General features: G+C 39.2%; 21 protein-coding genes. 14 read left to right on the forward strand and 7 right to left on the reverse strand.

All coding sequences use genetic code 11. The features are described from left to right. Positions 1-167: 167 nt before the first annotated feature. The 9 genes from RH40_RS10005 to RH40_RS10045 all read left to right on the forward strand — a co-directional run bounded on the left by RH40_RS10005 (position 168) and on the right by RH40_RS10045 (position 8,456). A complete protein-coding gene (locus tag RH40_RS10005) occupies positions 168-1,193 on the forward strand; it encodes a lipase family protein (protein WP_009601355.1) in 1,026 nt (341 codons plus the stop codon). 252 nt (positions 1,194-1,445) lie between these two features. Further along, positions 1,446-1,760, forward strand: a complete 315-nt coding sequence (locus RH40_RS10010) for a hypothetical protein (protein ID WP_009601356.1) — start codon at positions 1,446-1,448, stop codon at positions 1,758-1,760. Between the two features lie 302 nt (positions 1,761-2,062). Beyond that, the gene (locus RH40_RS10015) at positions 2,063-2,923 is read left to right on the forward strand and encodes an N-acetylmuramoyl-L-alanine amidase (protein ID WP_009601357.1); all 861 of its coding nucleotides are present in this window, start codon (positions 2,063-2,065) and stop codon (positions 2,921-2,923) included. A gap of 139 nt (positions 2,924-3,062) precedes the next feature. After that, on the forward strand, positions 3,063-3,482 hold the full coding sequence (locus RH40_RS10020) for a hypothetical protein (RefSeq protein ID WP_009601358.1): 420 nt from the start codon (positions 3,063-3,065) through the stop codon (positions 3,480-3,482). An 11-nt stretch (positions 3,483-3,493) separates the two neighbouring features. Further along, complete coding sequence (locus RH40_RS10025) at positions 3,494-4,450, forward strand: Imm49 family immunity protein (protein ID WP_009601359.1); 957 nt, start codon at positions 3,494-3,496, stop codon at positions 4,448-4,450. Between the two features lie 370 nt (positions 4,451-4,820). Beyond that, positions 4,821-5,417, forward strand: coding sequence for a hypothetical protein (locus RH40_RS10030; RefSeq protein ID WP_009601360.1), 597 nt, complete (start codon positions 4,821-4,823; stop codon positions 5,415-5,417). A gap of 422 nt (positions 5,418-5,839) precedes the next feature. After that, on the forward strand, positions 5,840-6,508 hold the full coding sequence (locus tag RH40_RS10035; RefSeq protein WP_009601362.1) for a hypothetical protein: 669 nt from the start codon (positions 5,840-5,842) through the stop codon (positions 6,506-6,508). Positions 6,509-6,821: 313 nt separating this feature from the next. Then, complete coding sequence (locus RH40_RS10040; protein ID WP_009601363.1) at positions 6,822-7,799, forward strand: TerC/Alx family metal homeostasis membrane protein; 978 nt, start codon at positions 6,822-6,824, stop codon at positions 7,797-7,799. A 183-nt stretch (positions 7,800-7,982) separates the two neighbouring features. Next, entirely contained in the window at positions 7,983-8,456 is a 474-nt protein-coding gene (locus tag RH40_RS10045) for a hypothetical protein (RefSeq protein WP_009601364.1), read from the forward strand. Between the two features lie 24 nt (positions 8,457-8,480). Here RH40_RS10045 and gloA2 read toward each other — a convergent pair whose 3' ends face one another. The 6 genes from gloA2 to movA all read right to left on the reverse strand — a co-directional run bounded on the left by gloA2 (position 8,481) and on the right by movA (position 12,821). Continuing rightward, positions 8,481-8,864 carry an SMU1112c/YaeR family gloxylase I-like metalloprotein gene (gene gloA2 / locus RH40_RS10050; protein ID WP_009601365.1) on the reverse strand — a complete coding sequence of 128 codons (384 nt, stop codon included), beginning with the start codon at positions 8,862-8,864 and terminating at the stop codon, positions 8,481-8,483. A 165-nt stretch (positions 8,865-9,029) separates the two neighbouring features. Next, positions 9,030-10,301, reverse strand: coding sequence for an MATE family efflux transporter (locus RH40_RS10055; protein ID WP_009601366.1), 1,272 nt, complete (start codon positions 10,299-10,301; stop codon positions 9,030-9,032). Then, positions 10,298-10,843 (reverse strand): hypothetical protein, encoded by a 546-nt coding sequence (locus RH40_RS10060; protein WP_009601367.1) that lies wholly within the window; start codon positions 10,841-10,843, stop codon positions 10,298-10,300. Before RH40_RS10060 ends, RH40_RS10055 begins: the two co-directional genes overlap by 4 nt. Then, positions 10,824-11,624 (reverse strand): multinuclear nonheme iron-dependent oxidase, encoded by an 801-nt coding sequence (locus RH40_RS10065; RefSeq protein ID WP_009601368.1) that lies wholly within the window; start codon positions 11,622-11,624, stop codon positions 10,824-10,826. The genes RH40_RS10060 and RH40_RS10065 overlap by 20 nt, the downstream gene beginning before the upstream one ends. After that, complete coding sequence (locus RH40_RS10070) at positions 11,621-12,457, reverse strand: multinuclear nonheme iron-dependent oxidase (RefSeq protein WP_158091824.1); 837 nt, start codon at positions 12,455-12,457, stop codon at positions 11,621-11,623. The genes RH40_RS10065 and RH40_RS10070 overlap by 4 nt, the downstream gene beginning before the upstream one ends. A gap of 292 nt (positions 12,458-12,749) precedes the next feature. Further along, the gene (movA, locus tag RH40_RS21300) at positions 12,750-12,821 is read right to left on the reverse strand and encodes a methanobactin-like peptide MovA (RefSeq protein ID WP_439144646.1); all 72 of its coding nucleotides are present in this window, start codon (positions 12,819-12,821) and stop codon (positions 12,750-12,752) included. Between the two features lie 806 nt (positions 12,822-13,627). On the opposite strand from movA, the gene RH40_RS10075 reads away from it, so the two are divergent. From RH40_RS10075 to RH40_RS10090, 4 genes are all read left to right on the forward strand, one after another. Further along, a complete protein-coding gene (locus RH40_RS10075; RefSeq protein ID WP_009601370.1) occupies positions 13,628-14,290 on the forward strand; it encodes a hypothetical protein in 663 nt (220 codons plus the stop codon). Positions 14,291-14,442: 152 nt separating this feature from the next. Next, the gene (locus RH40_RS10080; protein ID WP_009601371.1) at positions 14,443-14,997 is read left to right on the forward strand and encodes a hypothetical protein; all 555 of its coding nucleotides are present in this window, start codon (positions 14,443-14,445) and stop codon (positions 14,995-14,997) included. Between the two features lie 128 nt (positions 14,998-15,125). Further along, positions 15,126-15,443, forward strand: coding sequence for an NIPSNAP family protein (locus tag RH40_RS10085; protein WP_009601372.1), 318 nt, complete (start codon positions 15,126-15,128; stop codon positions 15,441-15,443). 360 nt (positions 15,444-15,803) lie between these two features. Then, positions 15,804-16,643, forward strand: a complete 840-nt coding sequence (locus RH40_RS10090) for a phytanoyl-CoA dioxygenase family protein (protein ID WP_009601373.1) — start codon at positions 15,804-15,806, stop codon at positions 16,641-16,643. 83 nt (positions 16,644-16,726) lie between these two features. On the opposite strand, the gene RH40_RS10095 is transcribed toward RH40_RS10090, so the two are convergent. Beyond that, positions 16,727-17,932: a hypothetical protein gene (locus tag RH40_RS10095; protein ID WP_009601374.1), complete on the reverse strand. Its 1,206-nt coding sequence runs from the start codon at positions 17,930-17,932 to the stop codon at positions 16,727-16,729. Positions 17,933-18,198: 266 nt separating this feature from the next. Between RH40_RS10095 and RH40_RS10100 the strand changes: the two genes are divergently transcribed. Continuing rightward, positions 18,199-19,551, forward strand: coding sequence for an MATE family efflux transporter (locus RH40_RS10100; protein WP_009601375.1), 1,353 nt, complete (start codon positions 18,199-18,201; stop codon positions 19,549-19,551). Positions 19,552-19,741: the final 190 nt, after the last annotated feature.

Genomic DNA, 19,741 nt, shown 5'->3' on the forward strand with positions numbered 1-19,741 from the left:
CCATCCTATGCTGACCCCAATTCTTGCTGTTTATTTCTAGATTTCTGTTTTGTCTAAACAAATTAGATCCCAACAAACCCATAAAAATTATTAATACTTGTAGCTAACAGCAATTGCTGGTTGAATACTATTTTAATATGCATTTTGTTGCAAATTAATGGTATAAGATGAGCGTATTAAATCGTGTTAATTCAAATATTGAGACACAAAACAAAGTGTTGAACTTAGATTCGTCGAATTTCCTGTGCTATTACAGCGACCAAGCTGCTTGGTTGATGGCGGTATTTTCGGAGCTTTCCTACCAAGATTTTATGCCATCGCGAGTGGAGGCGTTTCAGACCGAATCATTACAACAGAGCCAAGGTGGCTCTAAGCAAGAGTGTTTGCTTTTACCCACAACAGTGAGCATGAATTCTGTTATTTGTGGCCGAAGTGTGAGTATTGTCGAGTGTTCAAAATTTATCCAAGTCTTTGAAACTGAACTTGGCACTGACGCTCTTTTGGCTGAGACTCCATTTAGCTATGTGTTAGCATTTAGGGGTACTGAACTGACCAGCTTAAGTGACTTGAAGACCAACGCTAAGGCAACCTTAATTCACAGTGGCTCAGCAGGCAGAGTGCATAAAGGTTTTTTCAAAGCGTATCAATCGATTGAAGATTCGCTGATTGAGGCGCTGAGTCATCTGCAAGAAAACAAAACCTTGATCATTACCGGGCACAGTTTGGGCGGGGCATTAGCAACTATTGCTGCTAGGGAGTTAGAGAGCCGATACAACATTTCCGCATGCTACACCTTTGGCGCACCTAGAGTCGGTGACGAGGTATGGTGTGGAAAAATAAAAACCAAGATATATCGAGTGGTGAATGCCGCCGACCCCGTTACTATGTTGCCTCCAAATGGCATCGGTTGTTTGAAACACATTTTGCGCTCTGTCCCTTTGCTAGGTGCCAAAGTCAACGACCTATTAGCCGACACATTTTTCAGTTATGCGCACGCCGGTGAAGTGCGTTATTTAACGAATTGTAAAAAGACGCAATATGGCAAGGTGAAACTGCTTAACTCCGTGTCTTTATTTTCTTTGCTCAAAGCCATATTAATGGGCAGGCTACCTTTTAAAAAAGCACTCTCAGATCATTCAATTACCGTCTACCGAAAGAAATTGGCGATCATCGCATTACAATTTTGTGAATGAGAGGCTTTTGGTTTTTCTTGATTACTATTGTTTGAAATAATCATAAATATCATGGGCTTAAATTATATGCTCTGTATCATACTTAGGGATGTAATTCATAATTTTGCATAGAAAAGAACCTCAATAATCGTCACAAATCCTAGATACCATCTACGGTTTATCTTTGTTATTTGATTTTTTTTCTTAGTATGGGCATGCAATTAATTTATTAAAAATCAATAGTTTAAATTAAAAATAACAGAAGAGTATTCCATGATAAAAAAAGCAATAATACTGACAGCATTATTAGGTGTGTCGACTGGTGCAATGGCAAATGACCTGGAAATAAGCTCGGAAAAAAAGCAGCTTCTTAATGAAATATTTAATGAAAAAATTAGCAATTGTATTGTTAAGCAAGTGAAAGTCCTTCAAGACAATCCCAGCAGAGTCAAGATGCTCGAAAACGCGTTTGCCCGTGCGTTTAGCGATCTCAATGGTGGTGAAGAAGCCTCTGAACCGCTGACCTCAAGAGAGTTGGCTGAATCCGTTATTTCATCTTGTTTAGGTGCTGCCAGACCGCGTATTTAATTTTTGTATCCAAATGCCATTGTTTTGTTGCTGGGGCATGCCAGCAATTATATGAAAAAACCGCCATATCAGGCGGTTTTTTCATTCATTCTTTCAATAATCTTCACCGTAAACTGACATCTATTTATTAATAAATAGGTAAGTATCTGTTATTGTTTAATCAGTCGATATATTCGGCTGTTCACTACAAAATGGGCTGTCTTTTGATGGGGCAGCAGACTTTTATGTTCGAAATAGAAACCATGCTCAGCACAACCAGAGTGACTGAGTATCAGGTTTAGAAGTTAGAGATTGGCTTAATCATGCTAAAACAATGTGTTTTTTCAACTGTGCGTCTTTTAGGGGTGGGGGTAGCAACATTTGCTCTTGCCTCTTGTTCCTCCTTTTCAAGAGTTGAAACACCAAATCAAAACAAACGAGTAAATTCTATTGTTGTTCATTTTACCGCTGTCGATAAAAAAGAAACATTTAGGTTGTTTCAAGATGAGACTAAATCAGTAAGCGCACACTTTGTTGTTACTGAAGAGCGTATTTATCAGATGGCCGATCTTTCTGCGCGTACTTATCATGCGGGCAAATCTTATTGGCATGGAAGACACTCGTTGAACGATACATCAATAGGGATTGAAATTGTTCAAGAAGTGAATTGTAATCAGCGTGAAGAGGGCACTCATAAGTTCCCACCTCAAGTGTGTGTGTATCCAGACTTCTCACCGAAATTGGTAAATAATATATTGAAAGCGCTGGATAAAATTTATCACTATTATCCAGATATCAAAGCGGTGGATGTGGTTGGGCATCAGGATATCGCACCACTGAGAAAGCTAGACCCGGGCCCGAGGTTTCCTTGGCAGTATTTGAGTCAACAGGGCTACGGCGCATGGTATGAAACGGCAGACTATTTAGATGAATATCAAAAACTGTCAGATACGACTCTAAGTCAAACGCAATTTTTGCAAGCGTTAACAATGTATGGTTATCAAGACGTTGAGCCTCTATATCAAGCATTTTTAATTGGTGCTTTCCAAACCCACTTTACGCCAGACAAAATCACAGGAACCGTAACCAAAGAGAGTATGGCCGCAATTTTGGCGCTACTTAAAAAATACTACCCTGAAAAATATGAGCAAATCACGGCTACTTTCTCTACAGAAAATGAGTGATTAATGTATTAGGGGGAGTTTCCAAGGTTTTATGCCCTAGACCCGGAGCATAAGCAGTTATTTCCTCATCAAGCCGAAGACGTCTAACAAGCAATAAACCAAAGCCCCTTAGCTTAAGTGCTTAGGGGCTTTTTTATGCTTGAAAGCCACTTTTGGTCCAAACGCAAAACGGTTACAATCGGCGTATCCGGGGAGCAAGCAAAAGAACCGTCAGTTTGACCAAATTTGGCAGGACGAGCAGGGCAACATCCATATCCTTGAAGCCAAAGGGGGCGCTTCAACATTGGGGGCAGCCAAACTGGATGGGGAAGTGGTGCAGCAAGGCTCACCAGCCTACACCTCTAAGGTGATTGGTGAAATGAATAAGTGGTTTGATGACAATATGGACCAGCTTACTCGCCAGCAAAAACGAGACTACCAGCATACGCTAGATATGCTTGATGAACAGCGTGATACATTGCAATATAAAGTAGTTAGACAGCATATTAATGATGGTGGCGTGCCAACTGGCGTACAAGTAACGGGCTACGATGTAAAACCCAGCAGTCAAAGGTATTAAAGGTTCTGTAAATGTTAAAAATCGAACATCATTTTTGGGAAAAACCATCACGGAAAAACCAAGAATTTATCGACGACGATAAGGAATTCGCATACAGCGCTTATGAACGCGTCATTAAGGGTTTTGAAGCCGATAATACTAAGTATTTGCCAGAGCGATCCTTCTTCAAAATGGTGACAGAGAATCTTCTACGCCAGCATGAAACCAATGCGGTCACTGCGCAGTATTTGTACGAATACTGCCAAGTGCTGAGTAATCGAGTGCTATTGTATTACTACCAAGGGGAAAAACATTGGCAGCAGTTTCGCCATTATCAAATTCCCTATGGGCCGTATCAGGTGAATATGGTGCTGACCATCGATGAATGGTTGGATGCGTTTATGATGAATGTGCTGCTTGGCGACCCGTGTGATTTTGGTCAAAAGCTGCTGCGTATTCCGGAAGAAAATATCCATGCCTTTTTTGAAGAGACGGATGAGGTAAAGGATTTTCGCCGCGTGCTGTTTCGCCTCGTTCGGGCATTTTTTATCGACGATGACCCAGTGCCGATGGGTGAACGGATAAATGATGTGGTGCGCTATTCTGTCCCAGAGTATGTGGGTGGAGAGTTAGCGCAAGATTACACCAATTATTTGCTCTTGCCCTTGGCTGAGCTTTTGGTGTCTATTCATCACCCAGAAAGGGAGACGCGTTATCCAGCAAAGCTTAAGCAAGCATTGGAGTGTCATATTCAGTATTACACCGATGTGGGTAAAGCGGAATCACCCAATATTAAAGGTGATAGAAAAGGCTGGTTTGCCATTTGGATAACGGCGTTAGCGGCGCACGCTTTTGAAGCGCGCGGCCTTGAGCCCACCATTGATAGTGAATATATGCCGCTGTGGTTAGTTAAAGGGGAGTTTCCAAGGTTTTATGCCCTAGACCCGGAGCATAAGCAGTTATTTCCTCATCAAGCCGAAGACGTCTAACAAGCAATAAACCAAAGCCCCTTAGTTAAGGGGCTTTTTTGTGCGCGAAAGCTGCTTTTTAGAGATAAATAAAGGATAGGCACCGAATGGCGTTTTTATTTTTTATCTTGAATGTATTCTTTGATTTTAATAATTACTTTTAAAATGTAATTATATTTTAATTGTTATAAAATAATGAATTTTATTGTAATATTTTTTTGTAATTTAATGATTTCTCAATTTTATCATTGAAACTTTTATTGTTTTTAAAGTAAGGATTTAATTTAAATTGTATTTTTTGAAAGAGCCTCAAAATTAATTAAAAACCACACGTTTCATCGTATTAAAAAATATATAGTAGGATTTATGTAACAATTTTTAGGCTGTAGTTATGGCGTATGATCCAACACCTTCTAAGTTTTTGGCTTGGGGAGACTCAAACAATCTTTTTGATTATAAATCAGCGAATGCTGGGCAATGGTTTTTAGGTGTCCTCGACACCGACAGTAAAGAGGTCTTTATACTTCCCAGTGACTTGGAACCGCCCGATGTATATATAAAAACGGCAGTCGCTCAAAACGGCAAACATATCTCTAGGCCTCAACCGGCAATTCCCAGTGCGGGATGGATGTCAACGCCAATAAAGGGCATGGACATTCATGGCATCAACAGTCCCGAATTTTTTGGAGATGGTGTCGATGGTAAAGTCGCTCAAGGTGGTCTTAGACAACATGGTCGAGTGGTGAGGGCCTATAACCGTATTGAGGACAACTGTTTGGGTTTCGCCATTATTAAAATGGGAACAGGCTTTGGAGAATTTCGCGATCGCTCTAACTCGTTAAATTCGAGCCTCCATAAACTGGATGGTAATCCAAGAATGAGTCCATCAGGTCGCTCAGTGAGAATGCCTGAAGGTTGGAGTAACACGCTAAAACAATGGTTAGAGTCCAAATTAGGAACTCGGCTACAAGAGTCATATATGCCGTAATATTACTCAAGAAAGTGCCAGTTTTTTGCAACAGTAAGCTTTAAAAGATTTATATACCCGAGCAACTTAAGGGTTACTTGGGTATCACTTTTCCCCCACTGCATGTCGATCAAGGTCCTTATGATTCAGCGGCGAACGCTGTACTACTTTCTCAAAAAAAAGACAAAACCAAATCCCCATTATTTTTTGAAAAATTAACTCACCTCATTTTTGTGTGTTTTTTGAGCTCTTATCTGTATGTTTATTAGATAAATATCACAAAATAACACCATTAAACCATAGTAATAGAAATGACATTAATTATTGTAGTCTCAAAAGTGAGACGTGTTTTTACTTCAATAGCTCGGCAGAAGGATGTAGTATTTTTGTTACAAATTTGACAGGGAAATGTTTCTTTGTTGATTCGGTCGGAGGGATTAAAGATGAAAATATGGTTAACGTTAGCAAGCATTATTTCAGTAGTATCTTTACCAGCTCAAGCTTATGGAGGAGCAAGCAGCTATCCGGAAGTAACGTGTAAATTGATAACACCAAAGTGGCTTGGACTTGGGCGGTTGACAAAAACGCTGAAAGAACAGCAACTGGTTGATTTCAATCTTGAACAAGATAAACAGTATACAAGAAACAAAGTCCGAAAAATGATGAGAAAAGCCGTCATCGAGGAAGTAGGTAAGAGACAAGAGCATACCTTCACGTTTCACCCACATTTTTCATGGGGAGCTTATACGTACTTTAGTAATCCTTACAGTGAAATCAATGACAATGTTACTGAGGGTATTACGTTTGCGCTGATTACCCATTTTCATGATTCTATAGTTCCTGTACTAGAAGACCTTCACCTTGCTGGCAAAATTAGAGTCGATGAAAACATTTTAAAGCCCATTACTGATTCAACATGGGCGAATATGAATGAAGTTTATCGATATATGGAGCTTTACAACGCCGGTAGTTACGGTGGGATGAAAGACAGTATCACTATTGTTGATAAGGTAAATGATGTCGACCAAGAAATACGTTATGAGGGATTCGATCACGAGTCAAAACGTAACATAGTAGTTGGTGATTGTACGGCAGAACTACCCCAGTACTAATAGCTACAGAGCCACACTCAGTTTAAAAACTGGTGTGGCTTTACACTTCGTGAGTGTTCCCAAAAACAGCAGAATTTGCTGCTTGTTCAATTTCATCAGCCAATGTAGGATACGCTTGTTTGGGGAGTAGTTAGCGCAAGTTTACCTGTCGTCATCCCGTTAAGCGTTCGCTTATCCGGTAGGTAAAGGTGGATTATGAACAATTTTCCACTTCAACGAGACCAACGCATTCACTGGCTGGCAGCCATTATTGTCAGTTTTCATTGTCTGCGGAAGGTCGGTAGTACTTGCGTCCTTCCGTTTGGGAGGACCTATGTCTCTTGTCGAGAATACTATTCAAGCTATTCAACTTCATCTACTACCAGAATCGTTGGTTTTATATGGCTGGTTCGCTTTACTTACGGTGGCCTTGGTCGCGGTAGATATCTATCAAACACGCGGTGGACTGATCTCACTCAGAAAAGCCGTCGGTTGGAGTCTATTCTGGGTATCACTCGCTGCTATGTTTGCGGTGTCGATTTTTTTATTTTGGGGTAGCTACTCACCACATAGTGAATACAGTAATAAACAAGCAACCATTGCTTTTATTACCGGCTTTTTGCTCGAAAAATCTCTAAGTATCGATAATCTATTCGTGTTTGCTATCATTTTTACTCAATATAAGGTCCCTGATGTTCTTCGTCCGCGAGCATTATTATGGGGTGTCATTGGAGCGCTGGTCTTCCGGGCAATCATGATAGCGGCTGGGGCCAAATTGTTAGAGGAATATCATTGGCTTCTGTACTTGTTTGCGGTTTTCTTGATTTGGACGGGTATTCAATTCGCCTGTAAGAGGGACGAAAATGATGAGCTTAGCCCATACCCGGAAAAGTTGATTCGGTCACTACTTTCAGTAACGGAAGGTTTTAAAGGCAACCAGCTATTTTTCAGAACGAGTAAAAAATGGATGGCAACGCCTATGTTAATTGTGGTGAGTATGATCGCCATTATGGATGTGATGTTTGCGCTAGACTCCATTCCAGCTATTTTTGCTGTGACCCGAGAGCCATTTATCGTATTAGCAGCGAATGTTTTTGCCTTGTTAGGATTGCGTTCACTCTACTTTGTTTTGCAGGCCATGCTGAGTAAGTTTGTTTACCTTAAACCAGCGCTGGCTTTTATCATGATTTTTATTGGCGTTAAAATGTTAATGGTTGAAAGCCAATATGCGATACCCACGACATGGTCACTGAGTTTTCTGGTTGTGGTCATGACAAGTGCTATCATTGCTTCTATCTATAAAAGATCATGAAAAAATAACAGATTTAAAATAATCAATCATCTCTTGCCTCAACATAATTGATAACGTGTTGAGGCAATTTTATGAATGTAATTTATGTTGTACAAGCTAATAATAACGTGCACTTCTTGAAAAATTGACAGACTTTATTTACTGATATATTTAAAAAATCTGATTTTTTGAGGATCCACTATTATGACTTTAAGAAATTTTACTCGCCTTGCAACAGGTATGGGGCTTGTTACAGTTGCTCCTAAGGTTTTTGAGAACTACCAAGTTGCTATTAAAACACAGGGGCCTTATCACCCCAAAGGCACATCGAGAATCGACTCAATTCTTGCTACTAATCATTACAAAGCGGGTCAAGTTGGCTTCGGCGTTAATGGTTGTATAAAAATGATATATATTGGTTTGAGGGGATTTGGTGAAGCAGAAATCGGCAAGGTATTTTGTCATAAAAAGGTACAAGATATGCTATCGAATCCTAGTACATGGCCTGACCATTTAGCGGTTGCAAAAACCGAAGTGAATTATTGGCGTGAAATTGCAGCGAACAGTGATTCGTGGGAAGAGCAAGTCGGATCAGGGATTGCGACGTGTTTTAATGCAGAAAGTCGTGTTTTTATTCAAGAGACCATGGAGAAGTTTCGTAAGGCACTGATCTCTTAATCTAACGCCACTTGGGGATAGGCTTTATTTCTGGTAGAGCTCAAGTGGCAGTCCGTCAGGATCTTGAAAAAAAGTAAAAGACTTACCTGTGAATTCATCAATTCGAATCGGCTCAACGTCTACCCCTTGCGATATGAGGTATCGCGAAACTTGCTCGACATTATCTACTTCAAAAGCGAGATGGCGCAGTCCTTGAGCTTCAGGAAAGCTTGCACGTTTCGGCGCTGTGGGGAAACTGAATAGTTCAATCTGACTTCCATCAGGTAATGCGAGATCTAACTTATAAGAGTCTCTTTCGGCTCGGTAGTTTTCATCAATAATCTCGAGGTTAAGGAGCTGAGTGTAAAATTGCTTTGAGACTTGGTAGTCACTGCAAATAATGGCAACGTGGTGGATGGCTTTAAACATAACAGATGGCTTTAAATAAAGTGTGAGAAACAGAGGTCAGAACCTTAAGCTTGATGCAAAAAACAATCCAACCTTGCTTACCATACCGTTATACCCAAGTGACTTCAAGATGTAGAGACTGAGACTAAGTGAAATTACTAAGTGTTGCACTTTGAGTTACTTGGTTTACTGAGGACGCTTTATAACTAGGCTACTCTCGCTGAGACTAGCACCATGGACAGAAGGTTCTTGATAAACTCTCCAACAAAAGTAACTTACGGTAAGAAACGCCGCAATAATGGTTCCCATGGCCATAAAAGCGATCACATTGACTGTGGCATTCTCATTGACTGAAAAAATAAATGAACAGGGTAGACCAATAATGATCATCGCAAGACGAAACAAAGGGGGGAGTTGCGTAAATCCTCTTACCCTAAGCCAAGCAATCAAAGCTAGGGCAATTCCATCTGCCATAATGACGATAACGGAAAGTACTAACGCATCAACAAATACTACTTTTACGCTAGGTGTGTAGACTTGAGCAATGATGTCTACCGCTGAAAGTAGCACTATTGCAGTAAAGATAATGTACGTAAGTGTTGTGCGCATGAAAGGGTAGTCTGAATGATGCTGTGGCTCAATTTGGGAAAGACAAATTGATAGTGATATCATCAATCCGACGTAGATAACCGAAAACGTGTTCATGAAATTCAGAGAAAAACCCAACACAGCTACGGTTTCCTGATCATAGTTATGATTGAAGAATATCACCAGTGCCGCAATCCCACCGGTAAAAAACAGGCTAGTGAAAGCCTCACTTCTGCCAAAACAAAACAGCTCTCTACACCTTGTGATTGAGACGACAGGAAATGAAATCAGGTTATGTTTTCTTCCAAGAGCAACAATGGGAATCAAGGCACCAAAACGAATTAATAAAGTGGATAAAGCAACGGCAATGGCTGCATTATCGATCAGAGAGATTGCGATGAGATTAAACAATGCATTGAAAATCGAACTGGTAATCGTAATCGAAAGCACTGTCCTTTCTAAACCGGAAGATTCAAGTATATTGGCTAAACCAATATAAACAGTCAAAGGTAATATACTCACGCAAAGAATGTCGTAGCTTTGATTGAAGCCAATGAAACTATTGATAAATAGACCCGAGCAGATCCCAAACATGGAAAGCACTAAGCCAACGAGTAGGGAATAGCCGATCACTTCTTGTCCCACTCGTTTGATACAATGTTTGTTTTTTCCAACAATAATGTTGACGCCAATACTGAGCACAACAGCAAGGATGACTAAGACTTGTGCCGTTTGAGAGGCGACAGTGTATTCTTGCACTTCAGACAGACTAGTATGGCCTAACATGACCATATCCACCATAGCCAGTGAGAGAGCAATAAATCTCGTTGATGATATGATTACTGCTTTTTTTAGGTAATTTTGGATCATAGTTTTTCACCCATAGTACTGGGATACTCGCTGTCGTCTCTGAGAATCCAATAAACAAAGTAACCATCCGGCACATGACTTTGAATAAAAGGCTTGAGTTGCTCTGTTTCTAACAAGAATACCTCACGAAATTCCTGAGCAAAAAGAGATTTATTTCCTCCAAAAACCATACTAGGTAATCTGGTGTGACAGATTACCACCGTTTGATTGGTGCTTTTATCTGCGTATGTCCACTGAGAACAGGCTAGATGAATCAGTTCCTTAAGAATTTCGACCGAAACCTGTTCATTTTTATAACTGAGGTACTGATAAAAAGACAGGGCTAAACACCAATCTGTTCTCTTCTTGTTAAAAAAACACCAATCAATGAACTGTTGATGGTACTCAAATGAGCAAAATTGACGTTGGCTTTGTAAGCTGGGGCAAGCGCTCAAAATCAGACTTTGTGAAGACTGTAAGACAAGAGAGGTATAAATGTGCTCTTTTTTAGTTAGCGGCTTAGCCGAAAGAGGGTTAATTATTCTATCTAGTATCTCTTCCATTACTTACTCTGTTTCTTACGTTATCAATATCCAAAGCCCAATCCGAAACATCAAAGTTTTCATCTCGTTCAACCGAAATAGTAGCAATACTGGTTGCATTATTTACTTCTTGGAGAAAACTCAATACTGGCTCTTCAATACACTGGCTGTGCGTATCAACCAGAAATTGGTTATCAGGTGCATTCTCAAAGCCAGCAATATGGAAATGTTGGCAATGTTTAATGAGATCAAACCATGATGTTCTACTTTGCTTTATATTGACCTCTGCGATGAAAGCGTTTGAAATATCGAAAAGTAAACCACAGTATGTCTCCTCAAGTATCCTTTTAAAGAAATCAATTTGAGACATGTCTTGCGGAAAAATAGAAGGGTAGTTTTCTAACAAGAGCTTGCCATCTAATAGCGACGACCAAGCTTTAACTTTTTTTATTGTGGAGTGTGTTTGCAAGCCATAATCAACCTCAAGCATTTGAGGAAGAGCTTGACCACGATGGTAGAATTTCCCTATGTGATCAGAAATATAAATGGGCTGGAGAGAGTGTATTAACTTATTAATGATTTTTGCCATCGCCAGTAGCTCTCTTTCATCTTTATGTAAAAATTGGGAATTCATAATATGAAAGGCGCATGGTCTCCCCGCGAGAAAAGCTTTGATCGAATCAACGTCGGTGGTTAAAAAATTGTCAATAAGCAATTCTACAAAGTCGATATCGCGTGTTAAAAACAACTGATTGATGCAGGGTAGTTCTCTTTGGCCTGACCAATTAATACCGACATTCATAACTGCTTGGCTTCGACAAAGTTTGAGAATGAGTCGATGAAATGGATCGACTTGCTTGCAATTACTGAGTCCATATCATCGAGAGAAAGGGCGAGTCTTTTTTGACTTTGACTTATATAAGTTGTCCATTCTTCAAGGAGCTCGGCACGTGTCATGTTAAAAAAGCAAGCTATCTCTTCAATATTTTCAACCTCTTGAATGAGAAGTTTTTTCAGATACCCAGTCGCATAAAGTGTTGCTTGCTTACTTTTTTCTCCTTCAATGAATGATTTGTTCAGTAGCACTTTTAATTTGTGAAAGTCGTCATTGTAGGCGTCTTTTTGCTCTGCCCAGTTCTCATCGCTGTGCTCAATATTGTAAATAATCGATGTGTCGATGAGCTTTGCTTTTAATAATTGCTCTAATATTTCCCATACACGAGGGTGTACTTTTGAGCCATGACCGTCATGTAGTGTGCCATCTTTTCCTTCGATGATGCCGGATAAATGCAGTTCAGTGACTGCGCTCCAGTTAATAAAACCTATCGCCATACTGGATTCAATGCCATTGTTCTCACAGTCAATAATTAAGTGAGAAATATCAATGATAGACTTTGCTTTTGATTTTTCGACTATACGGTTGAAGCTTCTCCAGTTTGCAATAAGCTCAGGTGCTGAAGATGAGTAAAAATTGGCATTCTCCAGCCATACCTCTTTTTGAGTGCTTTCTTGAACTCGCCTGATAAAACCAATTGCATTGCGTTCGCGTTCTGGGGTCCCACTATAGTGGGATGAGAACCCGAACTGTCCAATATTGGTATCCCTTTCACCACATAGATGAAAACCAATACTCACTACTCTTTCGTCACTTCGTATGTTAGATAATTTCTCTTCGATAAAGGTGGTTTGATTTTGTAGTGATTCAGTAATAGGAGATCTGGATATATGAAGAGATAGGTTCAAATCCTTCAAATAATGAGGCGGATTATCTTGAGAAAATATTTTATTATAAGCCCTAAATCCTAATTCTAAAAAACGGACTTCTTTATTTGGAAATAATCTACCTGTATAAAAATGGTGATTATAACTACATGCTAACTTCATTTTATTCCTCAGTGGCCCTTTGACAACAAAGGGCCATATTTATTTACTTGTTAAAAGCACCGCAAGTCATTTCTTTATCTTTCACTTTTACAACTACTTTCTTATCATTTTTCATATTACTTTCCTTTTAAAATTTACACTCTATTTTTTGAGCGAGTAGACGGTAAATAAAATTATTGTTTTTTTCTACTAATATTATACTCGTATATCGTATTACTTGATGAAACAAGCAAATAATAAGTGATTAAATAATTATGCTATCACTAGCATATTAAAATAAGAGGTTTTTATAGTAAAAAAGATAAAATCTTTAAATATTTTACTTATTGCATATCAATTGTTTTCATTACAGATAAATTAGGAAATAAAATAAAATTAAGTAAAAAATTTATAAAAATTATAGATAGAAAAGTCTACAGGTGAGAAAATTGGTGTGGCTAATAAACGGCCAAATGATTTCAAAGTGGAGAGTTTAGAGCATACCTATAGTGGTAACTTAAACAGACAATTTCTTGCTATAGCCTGTTATTTAAAGGCTCTTTGCCAATGGCTTGTGCATCTGTGTTTATTTCCAGTGGTTTAGCTAACTGGGTTAGTTTGTGTATGGCCGATGTGATGAGTCGATGCTTTCAAATCTGTGCTCAATACGCGAGGAAATTTATTTTCACTAATTGAGATAGTCTGGTTTCCTATGATTAAGTCTGAGGGACTTTGGCGATAGCCTCTTTGAATATAGCTAGCTTTATGGTAACTGGTAGGACTTAAATAAACCTGCTCAAAGGCTATGGATTTAGCTAAATTATAATTTTAAACGTTATAATTCAATAAGAATACTTTCTTATAAAATTAATCATGTCATTAATTTTAATTAACTAGAAATTCACAATTTAATAATAAGTCATGTGAATTAGAGTGGCACATATGAAAACTACTTCCATAAACAAAATAAAAAACAATTCAAGTTCAAAGATAAGTCTTGATTCAATTAAGACTATTTTTCAAGCATTGATCACCGTATTAGTCATAGTTGTAATCAGCACTCTGGTAAATGTAAGTATCCACCTTGATTATGTTTATCTGAATTCTTCTGTTGGAGAGATTTCAATTACAGAAAATCTTCAATTAGTTATGCTGGCAATATCATCATGGTGTTTTTTAAGTATTTATCTAAAGAACGAAAATGTATCTCATGCAGCTATACTTATTTCTGGCTTCTTTTTCGTTATGATAATTCGTGAGATGGACTTCCTCTTCGATATGATTCATCACGGATTTTGGGTCTTTCCTGCGTTGAGTGTTGCTGTGTTGTCCTGTTTTAAAGCATGCAAGGGCGGTAAAAATACGGTCAATGAAATGGCATGTATTCTTCAAATTCCTCACATGAAATTGCTGATGGTCGCGGTTGTTTTATTGCTCGTTTATTCTCGTTTATACGGGATGGGCAGCTTTTGGCACTCTGTGATGGGTGTTCACTATGTCCGTGATGTTAAAAATATCTCAGAAGAGAGCATGGAATTACTTTGCTACTGTCTAATTGCCATGAGTTCAGTGCGAGTTCGACATACGCTTAAGTCCAAAGGTTAGTAGCATATTGCCAAGCTGTTTTCCTTGGTTGGATAGTTTTTTCTTTATCACCTAATGTAGATATCGCTCAGCTTTTCATATAACCTTTGATAATGATTCTCATTACTGAAAAGTGATAACTGTTAACATTGTCTTAGGTTATGGAGAAAAAGATGGAACATTCGGATATTACAAACTTGTTGATCCCTAAAACTGATTGGGCATCTCCAGACTTAATTTTATATGAAGGTGAGGACAAACTGCGTCTAACTCTCGAGGGAGCAATTCAGTACAGTGGATTGAGTAGTGTAGGGGGCGTCGTCCTTGGATTTAGAATGATCCAATATGCGGTTCAATTGGCCGCAGGAGAGCAATCTTTACAAAGAGATGGTATCAGTATTTATACTGCTTTTCCTGGTCGTGGGGCGCAGGATGCCTTTGAATATACTTGTCGAGCAATACGTGACAGCCGTTATTGCTGCGATACTACTCTCCACCATCCAGGCGCTCAGTCTGGTCAACGCGGACAATTTTTATTTACGATTCGCCTAAACGAACAGTCCATGGTCATGACACCAACCAATGGTCTTCCGAGACAAAGCTATTTTGAATCTTACCGCCAAGCTCAGGATAGCCGTCAGGCAGAAGGAGCATGGAGGGACGAAAAAATTCAATTTGCGAATAGTTTATTAAGCTTGCCTCCAGAGCAATGTTTGCGAGTACTTTAGTCGAGGCGACTGAGAAACCCTGCCTCATATGGGGCAGGTTCAACGTTTTCGTTTAGTAAACTTATGACCCTGTAAAGATTTTGAGTTAGAGTCGCTCTAACGTTGAATACACATAATAAGAGAAGATCATGAAAGTAGTAGAGCTTCGAGAGTACAGGATAAAGCCGGGCAAAACAAAAGAATGGCTTGACTGGATGCGTGAAGAAATTGTTCCTTATCAGATATCTAAAGGTATGAACATCCTAGATACTTACCTCAGAACAGATGAAAATGGGCGGGACTACTTCGTATGGCTTCGAGAATTTGAAAGTGAGTCTTCTAGGCAAACAATTTACCAACAGACCTATAATGATTGGTGGATAAAGGAAGTAAGACCGAGAGTATTTAGTTTAATTGATGAAGACTCTGTCAGTGTTAAGTTAATAAAACCTCTTGACCTATTCTAAATGTTCTCGCCGTTTTGCTTTTAGTTCTATAAATAAGGCACGACAGTCTTTGGTAGAAGCGGTTTCTGCTCGATTCCTACTTCCTGCCAAAAATACTGAAATTCTATCGATAGATTTTTGCGTTATAAGCAAATTGAGCTTCTCCACTCCTCGTATTTTTGTTCTTGTTATTCGAGCCGAATCCAGAGGATATTATTGTCTAATTCTCGGTGCTTTCTCTTTTATAGGAACCTATTAACGACTTATAAAATAGTGGGGCTGTATTTTCTTTACATAATCACAAACAAAAGAAAAACTCTTTTACAATTAGATACCTAGATTCTATATTTAGCTTGAAATTAGCCTATAGAGGACAGGGAAATGTTGTGCCAAGAACAAATTGATCAATACCATCAAGAGGGCTTTCTCGTACTCGACCAGATCATTTCTACTGAAACTTTAATGGAAATTAAAGCTCGAGCGGCTGAGATTGTTGAACAATGGGAACCTAATACTGAGCCAGCAATCTTTACTACCAATGACAATAACCGCAGTGGCGATCATTACTTTTTACAATCCGCAGAAAGAGTGAGTTGTTTTTTTGAGGAGGAGGCTTTCGATAAACAGGGTAATCTAGTAAACGATAAATCACTGTGTATCAATAAAATAGGTCATGGTTTACATGAACTCGATCCTGTTTTTAAAGCATTTAGCCATTTACCTGTTTTAGGAGACATTGCCCAAGAGCTGGGTATCAAAGAGCCTCAAATTCGTCAGTCCATGTATATCTTCAAGCAACCTAAAATCGGTGGGGTTGTGAATTGGCACCAAGATGCGACTTTCTTCTATACCACGCCACAAACGGTGGTTACATTCTGGTTTGCCATAGAAGATGCAAATTTGAGTAATGGATGTTTGTGGGTAGAGCCCAAAGGTCACTTAGGACCATTGCGCGAGCGGTTTAACCGTGATGGGGACAATGTTTCCATGATAACCTTAGACAATACTCCTTGGCCTGATGAAAAAAGTGGTGAGCCTGTAGCAGTAAAAGCGGGCAGTCTAGTCATTTTTCATGGCTTATTACCCCATTACAGTGCTCCTAATCGCTCAAGTCAGTCTCGACAAGCCTACACCATACATGTCACTGATGGTAAGGCAAAATATGCGAAAGAAAATTGGCTACAAACCAAAAGCCTACCCCTTCGTGGTTTTAATAACTAAGGGTTAAGCTATTGTTTAGTGGGCAAAAGCTCCTTGTTTCAGACTCGGAGCTTTTTTTATTCCACAATCGATTGTGCTATCTGTTACAGGAAAAGATCACTCAAGTCCGTCCATTTTTCTTTACCAATAATATCGACAATTTTTCCGCTAAAGCTCGGTCTTAGGTGATCATTTTTGTCAAAGGACATATCGTTTACCAACGAATCTAAATTACTCCCCTTTGACTGAAGTGCCTCGTTTACGCTCTGCCAAAATGCGGCGCCTTTAACGTAAAATAGCGGGTAATATTGATACTGGCCGTCCTTTGTTACTCGTGTTGAAGCTTCCAGTAGCCCGGTTGTAGCGTAAGGAAACACCTTCTTAAATTTCCGCCAATCTTGTATGGGTGTTTTTGTCTTTAAGCGAGTTTGGTTAATTGAATGATATGCGTAGTACTCGGCTATGCTTTCAGCGGCCCACATCGGCATATCCTGAGTGCCCAGAATATGGGTAGACTCATGAGCGGCTATTTTTACCATCAATTGCAGCGTACGTTCGCTGATCGTATTTCCGTCAACTAATAAGTTAATTAAAATCATATTACTTCCGGCTGCACCGCTGACACTTCCTGCTTTCCTATCTCTGGAAAACGTGGCGATATTCCAACTTTTTGTCGGCGCATTTGGAAACACATTTGACAGGTATTTTAATTGCTGAGAAAGCACAGGTAGCCATTGTTCGGAGGATGAAAGGATCTCCGGATTATCGCTGAAAAACTTCACCGTATTTTCGTTGATGGTTAGGGTAATGGAATTGAGTCCCCAAACTAAAAAAAGCGGTGGTTGAGTATTACTGGGTAATGTTTCGCAATGACCTTCAGGTGGACAGACTAATGCTTCAATATTTTGCGATTTCGATGTATGAAATCTAGGTAAGGAATTGAACTCACTGATAAAATACCACCCATCTTCGGGAGAAAAAGTATCATTTTGAGCAGCAATATCAAATCCTGTCTTGTCGACTTCAGCTAGGCTTAGTTGCCAGTTGACGCTGTCACAAGTCACATCTTCCCCGTATTGAATGCTATCTTCTTTTCCATTGGAAGTTACACAAGTCAACTGAGGTTGGAAATCGCTTTGTGCAGTACGAGAGGGTTGAACTTGAAATGCCCCGAGAGATTGTGTGTTGACTTTAACATCAATAATGGAGCTTTTGGTTGAATTTATGCTTATATCGTATTGAATGGCATAAGAAAAAAAGGAAGTTAATGTAAGAGGAATGAGTAATGTGAGCCTTAATAAAGCATCCATATTTGATCTCGTTAGTTATGTCTTGAGTGAGTCGTTGATTATGAGTCATAAAATATGAATAAGTTCCTATTTGGATTGTTAACTTTAGGGTTTCGGATACGAACAAGAAGGTAGTGACCTCCAATAATCGAGAACTTAGTTTTCCAGTCTGTAGGTGGATTTTGGAGATGATAAAATATCGCACTTTTTTATTTACTTGCGTGCCAATGACTGTTCGAGTCGTTCGCGCATATCATCAAAAAGCGATCAAAAACAAAGGGTAATATTTGAAAGATTTTACGAAAGACAGTTTATACAAACATATCTTATTCATGGCAATTCCTATTGCGATCAACATGATTTTACAGACAATGACCAATTTAGTTGATGTTTATTTTGTTGGTCAACTAGGTGAGCATGCATTAGCAGGGGTCAGCACCTCCGGTAATATCAACCTCATTAATATGCTAGTCACTCAAGTCTTGTTCATTGGTCTTATGGCGATTGTTTCTCACGCTGTTGGCCGAAAAGATTTTAAAGAAGCTAAGAGAATTTATAGCCATGGAATATTTTACGGTGTCGCTTTAGCACTCGGCGTGCTTGTTTTGGGAGAGTTATTTGGCGAACTCTACCTCAACACTCTGGTCAGTAGCGAAGAAACCTATTTACAAGCGACTCATTATCTATTTTGGTTTGTACCCTTGCTGTCTCTTCAGGTTATCTATACGGCATTCATTGCTCCAATGTATGCTGTTGGTCTTGCTAAACCCTTTTTGTACATTAACATTTGCGCTCAATTATTGAACGTTTGTTTGACTCCCACTTTAATTGGCGGTGTTAGTGATGTGATACCTGCATTAGGAGTGTCAGGAGCCGCTTTGGCAAGTTTCATCTCTGGAGTCGTCTCATTGACTCTTGCTCTTTACTACTTGTGCTTTGTACAAAAGAGTCTGACTATTGATATTCACTTAATCAGACCAAACTGGGACATTTTTAAACGAGTACTTAAAATTGGTTTGCCATCGGGAGCCACTTTTTTGATTTACTTTATAAATACAGCGGCGATATATTGGGCTTTGAACCAAATTGGTTCCGCTGAACAAGCCGGGTTTGGTTTGGGCGGTAAAGTGGGGGAGTCCTTGTTACTTCCAGCGATGGCAATTGCTTTTGCCAGTCCATCGATCGCAGGACAAAATTACGCAGCAGGTGAACATCAACGAGTGCGAAGCATCTTTACCATTACATCTATTATGACGACGGTAATATTAACTATTGTGGCACTTTTATGTTTTTTCATTCCTGAACGACTCGTAGGCCTTTTTAGTGATGATGCGTCTGTTGTCCATGTCGCTTCTTCTTATTTACATTACGTAGGGCTAAGCTTCCCTGTTTTCGGCTTAATCTTTACCATGTCGGGGATGTTTCAAGCATTAGGTAATACTTTACCGTCGTTAATCAGTGCCGTTATTCGCATGATGGTATTCACTAGTACACTCTATTTCCTCAGTTCCCAGCCATATTTTAATATGATTAATGTTTGGGGCTTAATTGTGTTTGCTTCGATACTGCAAGCCGTGATTATGTACTTAATGCTTGGGAAAATGTTTAATCACAAGCTAAATCAAGTTATTCAAACTTAAGGAAAGCAAATCGCTGGCGTTATTTAACGCCAGCTTAACCGTGGTATTTTTAATACAGGTATACATGAGAAATACCAAGACAAACTACTCCTGTTGAACCTTGTCCCTTGGTATTGTTTAGTTAGTGTGTATCTTTATAAGATTTAGAAAATAAAGCTGTATTAAAAGTACATAAAAAAAGACTGTAGTA

It is taken from the genome of Vibrio caribbeanicus ATCC BAA-2122, from assembly GCF_000165125.1.
GTDB classification, from domain to species: Bacteria; Pseudomonadota; Gammaproteobacteria; order Enterobacterales; family Vibrionaceae; genus Vibrio; species Vibrio caribbeanicus.